Raw genomic sequence first — 3,867 nt, forward strand, 5'->3', positions numbered from 1 at the left:
CGCGGCGCTAATGGCGAGATTGAGCGCAGTTGGGATAGACAAAGCCCCGAAGGCGTGGCGGCAGAGGCTATAATCAACTGCCTTGAAAACCTTCAATACAAGCCCGCCCCGAAAATCCCCGCCCCAAAAAAGACAGAATCCGAATTACTCACCCTTTACACGCTCACTGACTTTCACCTTGGCATGTACGCCTATGGCGAGGAAACTGGCGACGATTGGGACACAGACATTGCCAGCGCGGTTATGGTCAACGCCATATCCGATATGGTGGCGAAGTCTCCGGCCTCTGAGGTTGGCATTCTGAACCTTCAGGGCGATTTCCTACACTGGGATGGTCTGGACGCCGTAACGCCTCAGAATCGCCACGTATTGGACGCTGATACACGTTTCGATAGGATGATTGAGCTATCCCTTGACCTGACCATGCTTGCCGTTGATATGCTGCTGAAGAAGCACAAAACGGTGCGCCTCATCGTTTGTGAGGGCAATCACGACCTTGCTAGCTCGGGCTGGATACGCAAGGCAATGAAAAAGATATTCCGGCTGAATAAGCGCGTGGAAGTGGATGATACCAGCTTCCCGTATTACGCCTATCTACACGGCGAAACCATGCTTGGCTTCCACCACGGGCATAAGATGAAAAACAAATCCCTGCCCGCTCTTTTCGCCTCAGAGCCTCGCTATCGCGAAATGTGGGGCAAGGCTAATTACACCTACATCCATACCGGCCACTACCACCAAACAGAGCAAGATATGGCAGAAATGGGAGGTGCGATTGTGGAGCGGCACCCAACGCTGGCGGCTCGGGATGCTTATGCTGCAAGGGGTGGCTACGTATCCCGGCGTGGTGCGCGGGCAATTACCTACGATAAGAAGGCGGGAGAGGTTGAGCGGGTTACGGTGTTGCCCCGCTCATAGGGGCAGGGGATACTCACACCTAACCCCCCGTATCTCCGTAACCGCCGGATTAACCACTACAACAGCATGACCACCCTTGGAGTGGCAGGCTTCTACGATTGAATCCAGGCTTGTGCAGCCCGCAAGGACTAGAATCAGGGGGATTATTCTCATTGGTTTCTCCTTGTCGGGCAGACCCTTTAACGTGTTATAGGGTCTGCCTTTGTTTCAGGGTGTTATGGGCTTTTCTTGAGATGGTATTCCCCATCAAAAAGCCCTTCGATGTATGGCGTCATCAACCGTGGCACCTGTAGCCGGTATGAGTGTTCGTCGCCGTCTTCGTAAATCTGTATCTCATCGTCCACGCATCCCGGCGCTGTACAGCAGCACGAGCGGTGCAGAAAAACCACGCGGGTTTCATCTCCGTCTTCGTCAACCAGTGTGTACTCTGTAGTTGATTCGCCCATAACAACACGCTCCAGTCGCTTCACTTCGTTACGCTCGGACGGCTGCGCCGCCGCTGAGCTGGGGGTTATACGGCAGCCGCATAGCCGCCATTTCGCCAATTTGGCACGCTCTCGTCTAAAACCATCTTTGCCCTCTGTACAGCTGCATAAGGGTCGTGCGCCCCGTCGATAAGACCTTCCGCACTCTGTCGCTCGTAAAAATCCACCAAATCCGCCAAGTCGTTAAGGATTGATGCTGCTTGTTTTTTGTCAATTTCCATAATCTCACTCCGTTAGTAAGTGATGACGTATAACAAAGCAAAATCAATCGGACTCCGCTTCGCTACGCCTCTGTTTTGCGGGGTTATACGTCTGCGGTCTGCCGCTCAATCACTTCGTCGTAGAGCATCTTTTGCGCTGTGGTCATCTTTGCCCTGCCGCAATTTTTGTAGTTGCTGTACATCCACGCATGGCAGATCAGGTCTTCCAAATCTTTCTCCCGCTGCGTCCGTAGATCACGCCACAACTTTCTAATAATCTTCATCATCCTTTTCGCCTCCAGCCGTATAACAACGGCAAATCAGGGCGGATCGGCTATCGCCGCCCGCTGTTCGCAGGGGTTATGCCCGGTTGCCACTAATGCGATCAAAGTCTGCATCGCGTTCAGATTCGCTGTTGTATGCCCACTCGACACCGCAGCCATCAAACAGGATGCTGGGCCTTCCGCAGTTATCGGGATACCAGGCAAATTTTCCCTTCCGTATGCTTTTGCACAAAGCTAGGTTTACAGGCTTGTTTGTTACCGTTTCGCCCCTCATGTACACAATGCTATCCAGCGAACACTTTGCAAAATAGGGCATAACAACAGGCTGTTGTTGCTCCGCTTCGCTGCGCCCGGACTGGCCGGAGATTTGCTCGTTTTCAGTGGTCATCGTCTCGTTCCTCATGTTCGTTTCGTTCATCATTTGCCAGCCGCAAAGCCAAGGGTTGGGCTTCCATATTCTGCTGCCACCACTCCTCAAAACCCTGCTGAGTATTCGCGCCGGGTTGGTTGTGCCACCAGTAGTAAAAATCTGTCGCCATCTTCTGCGCAGCCTCTTTACTCATTGTTCGCGTGATCCATTCCTTTTGGAGTTGGTCGTACTCCTCAGCGGTAATCGTCGCTCGCGTAACAGGTACGCTGTTCCCGCTGGTGAATTTACGGCGCAGATATGCTAAGCATATTCATTCGCTATGTCCTCGCTGCGAGGGTTATGCGCTTAAAGCAATTAACTGGCTACACTTTGTTTTCGGGTCGCCATTGCAGTTGTAAGCCGCGCCTTCTTCGGGTGTTGGCGCTTCACCAAAAAATCCCATGCCTAGCTTGTTGCTAAACTCGCATTCCGTGTCTGCCGCGCTTTCGCGATTATATTTTGCGCATCGCTCACAGTTATTTGAAATCCAGTCCATAGCCTCTGTTCCGCAACTAAACATATCTCACTCCCCGCCCTGTGATTTGAGCATGGCTTCGCGGTAGGCGTAGTAGCCACAAATCCAAGCCGCTTCAGGTGTAAGCTCTTTAACGCTCACCGGCACATCATCAAAGTTAACTTCCGGCACCTTGGCGGGTGCTGGGTGGGTGTAGAGTGGTTGCGCGTATTTACAACGCTTGTCGAATGACAACCATTGTGCGCTGTCGCATTCTTCTATAAGCCAAGCCACCGGCTCCTGCCCCTCAGCCTCAGCCAGCTTGGCGCGCAGGCGGGTGATTTCTTCGGCGGCAGACTCCGCAACATCGCGAATAGATATGGTAAAAAAGCCTTCAACGCCTTCGGCGCTTTCGCCCAATATCTCCAGCTCGTCCGACTCAATTTCATCGGCATCACTAGATGCGATTTCTTGCAGAAACCATTCAACTTGTTCTGAGTTATACTTGCCCATCACTTAATCCCCTGAGCTTTAATCACATAGGTTGACACCAGCTCAAATCGACCGTCTCTATAGCGCACCATAACCGCATAGGGGCGAGAGTCGGCAGCTTTAACATAACCATCAATGTAGCCTGTGTCGCCTCGCTTAAAATCGGATTGAGGCACATCATTTAGAAGAATCACTTTAGTTCGCATCACTCCACCTCCTGTGTTGCCGGGTGGTGCTGCTTACACCAGCCGTCCCAATACCCTCTGCGCCTGCATCGCTTTTTGTGTTTGGTCGTTGCCTTGCAGGCTGGCGTAGGTTTGTCTTTTACCCAAATGTTAATCATCACTCGGCTCCTACGAACAAACAAAACATAGCGGGTGTGCCACGCTGGAAACAAAAGCCTCTGCCAAGAGCAAGCCCTGAACAAAAGCTGTTGTAATTACACCACCAACAAAATACCAAAACATAAACTTAATGTACCCCATCACCCACCTCCTGCTGTTTGAGGGCTTCCACCCCTCCCACAAATATCTCACAGTAAACCATCATAAACACAATGGCACCGTATAGCACGTATCCCTCTATACCCATTTGTTATAAGCCCCCTACTTTTCATTCACTGGGA

Annotated in this window: 10 protein-coding genes; 1 reads left to right on the forward strand and 9 read right to left on the reverse strand. The window is 51.7% G+C overall.

Going from position 1 to position 3,867, the window contains the following annotated elements:
* On the forward strand, positions 1-918 hold a 918-nt coding region (locus ABYP33_RS17770), incomplete at its 5' end, for a hypothetical protein (protein ID WP_373092546.1).
* Between the two features lie 215 nt (positions 919-1,133).
* Here ABYP33_RS17770 and ABYP33_RS17775 read toward each other — a convergent pair.
* The 9 genes from ABYP33_RS17775 to ABYP33_RS17815 form a co-directional block, all read right to left on the reverse strand.
* A complete protein-coding gene (locus ABYP33_RS17775) occupies positions 1,134-1,364 on the reverse strand; it encodes a hypothetical protein (RefSeq protein WP_373092547.1) in 231 nt (76 codons plus the stop codon).
* A gap of 65 nt (positions 1,365-1,429) precedes the next feature.
* Entirely contained in the window at positions 1,430-1,624 is a 195-nt protein-coding gene (locus ABYP33_RS17780) for a hypothetical protein (RefSeq protein ID WP_373092549.1), read from the reverse strand.
* A gap of 83 nt (positions 1,625-1,707) precedes the next feature.
* On the reverse strand, positions 1,708-1,890 hold the full coding sequence (locus ABYP33_RS17785; protein WP_373092551.1) for a hypothetical protein: 183 nt from the start codon (positions 1,888-1,890) through the stop codon (positions 1,708-1,710).
* Between the two features lie 73 nt (positions 1,891-1,963).
* Complete coding sequence (locus ABYP33_RS17790) at positions 1,964-2,275, reverse strand: hypothetical protein (protein WP_373092552.1); 312 nt, start codon at positions 2,273-2,275, stop codon at positions 1,964-1,966.
* A complete protein-coding gene (locus ABYP33_RS17795; RefSeq protein WP_373092554.1) occupies positions 2,265-2,450 on the reverse strand; it encodes a hypothetical protein in 186 nt (61 codons plus the stop codon). The genes ABYP33_RS17790 and ABYP33_RS17795 overlap by 11 nt, the downstream gene beginning before the upstream one ends.
* A gap of 144 nt (positions 2,451-2,594) precedes the next feature.
* Complete coding sequence (locus ABYP33_RS17800; protein WP_373092556.1) at positions 2,595-2,792, reverse strand: hypothetical protein; 198 nt, start codon at positions 2,790-2,792, stop codon at positions 2,595-2,597.
* 27 nt (positions 2,793-2,819) lie between these two features.
* Complete coding sequence (locus tag ABYP33_RS17805) at positions 2,820-3,263, reverse strand: hypothetical protein (protein ID WP_373092558.1); 444 nt, start codon at positions 3,261-3,263, stop codon at positions 2,820-2,822.
* Positions 3,263-3,451 carry a hypothetical protein gene (locus ABYP33_RS17810; protein WP_373092560.1) on the reverse strand — a complete coding sequence of 63 codons (189 nt, stop codon included), beginning with the start codon at positions 3,449-3,451 and terminating at the stop codon, positions 3,263-3,265. The genes ABYP33_RS17805 and ABYP33_RS17810 overlap by 1 nt, the downstream gene beginning before the upstream one ends.
* Complete coding sequence (locus tag ABYP33_RS17815; RefSeq protein ID WP_373092562.1) at positions 3,448-3,585, reverse strand: DUF5763 domain-containing protein; 138 nt, start codon at positions 3,583-3,585, stop codon at positions 3,448-3,450. The genes ABYP33_RS17810 and ABYP33_RS17815 overlap by 4 nt, the downstream gene beginning before the upstream one ends.
* Positions 3,586-3,867 lie beyond the last annotated feature (282 nt).

It is taken from the genome of Zhongshania sp. (genome assembly GCF_041584495.1).
GTDB lineage: Bacteria > Pseudomonadota > Gammaproteobacteria > Pseudomonadales > Spongiibacteraceae > Spongiibacter.